The organism is Roseateles sp. P5_E11 (assembly GCF_054049355.1).
This window is the reverse complement of sequence record NZ_JBFUMO010000972.1, coordinates 1-1,344: the sequence shown is the minus strand read 5'-3', so window position 1 is coordinate 1,344 and position 1,344 is coordinate 1. Positions and strand designations below refer to the sequence as shown.

Annotated in this window: 3 protein-coding genes; all 3 read right to left on the bottom strand. The window is 66.2% G+C overall.

Annotation, left to right across the window (positions count from 1 at the left end):
- Nucleotides 1-89: 89 nt before the first annotated feature.
- Nucleotides 90-296, bottom strand: coding sequence for a TfoX/Sxy family DNA transformation protein (locus ACXJKR_RS32625; protein WP_457326390.1), 207 nt, complete (start codon nucleotides 294-296; stop codon nucleotides 90-92).
- Nucleotides 297-305: 9 nt separating this feature from the next.
- A complete protein-coding gene (locus tag ACXJKR_RS32620) occupies nucleotides 306-1,118 on the bottom strand; it encodes an alpha/beta hydrolase (protein WP_457326389.1) in 813 nt (270 codons plus the stop codon).
- 44 nt (nucleotides 1,119-1,162) lie between these two features.
- Nucleotides 1,163-1,344 (bottom strand): ion channel (locus ACXJKR_RS32615; protein WP_457326388.1); only part of this gene is annotated, 182 nt, incomplete at its 5' end.

Here is a 1,344-nt window from a genome sequence, read left to right as displayed (position 1 = left end):
GCGAGCGTGTTTGCCCAGGGTCCCTTGCGCATTGGCTGTTCCTTCTCGAAGTGTGGCTCGGTGCGTGGTTGCAGATCCGAGCTTTCATCCTAACGGCCAGTCACTGCCGCGCGGGCGCCCTCCAGGGCCCAAAGCAGGTTCAGCGACACATTGTTATGCCCGGCCCGCTTGGCCCGGACGTAGGTGGCGACGGCGCCCAGCGCGCGCAGCTCTTCAAGCGTCGTGACGCCGACGCTAGCCAGCATCGCTGCGGACTTGGGGCCGAGGTTGGCCAGGGACTCGATCGTGTCTGACATGTGCGGACCCTAGTCGATCTGGTCGATCGCCCAATCGAACGACGGGTCGCCCACGTCGTTGTGCGCGATGTTGAAGTCCTTGCGCTGGATCAGCAGGTCCACATAGGCGCGGCCCTTGTAGCGCGCCTCGTAGGCGATCACGTCGTTCACGTTGCCGGGCGCATTCGCGCTGGTCAGGATCAGGTGCACGGGTAGACGGGGGCTGGCCGTGAAGCGCGCCTGTTCGTCCTGGATGTTCCTGGCCGTCAGCGCCCAGAAGGCGCCATCGAACAGCAGGTAGTTCCTGAAGAAGGGCGTGCCCGCGGCTTCGGTGCTCAGCAGGATGGAGCCCAGCAGCCCGCCGTAGGACGTGCCCGAGAAGCTGCGCACGCCCGTCGTGCGGTAGTTGGCCTCGATCAGCGGCGCCAGTTCCTCCTTCAGGAAACGGGCATAGGCCGGCGCGCCGTTGACGGTGTAGTCGATGGCCCGACGGTCACCCGGGCCCTGCTCGATGTTCACCAGGATCATCGGCTTGCGGCGCTTGTCCAGCAGCTGCGAGAASGAGTTGAAGCTCCACTGCCCGTCGGTCGCGTACATCACCGCATAGCTCTTGCCCGAGGTCGCGTAGTTCTCCGGCAGGTAGACGTGATACGGGTAGGTGATGCCCGTGATCCTGGACGTGATGGACTTGTCGCGCTCCAGCGTGCCCACGTAGACGTAGTTGGGCGTGATCACCACCGGCGGCGGCGTGACGGCCGGCGTCGCGTCGCTGCTCGACCCGCCACCGCCGCAGGCGGACAGCAGGCAGGCAAAGCTCRGAAGCAAACACCGGCGTCTGGACATGGAAGGCCCTCGAGTTGTCTTCTGCGCAGTTCCGGGCACTGCGGTCACGCAGACCCCCGGCGCAGCAGCGTCAGCCCGATCAGCCTGGACACCACGGCCGCCAGGTAGCCCACGCCAACGAACATCTCCAGGCTGGTCGCAGCCCGAGCCAGCGGCCGCACCGGGATGACGTCGCCGATGCCCGTGCTGGACAGCAGCGCGAAGCTCAGGAACATCAGCTCGGACC

What these genes read in the sequence shown, in the direction of transcription:
- ACXJKR_RS32625 (WP_457326390.1), bottom strand. Translation starts at nt 296, where the DNA reads ATGTCAGACACGATCGAGTCCCTGGCCAACCTCGGCCCCAAGTCCGCA.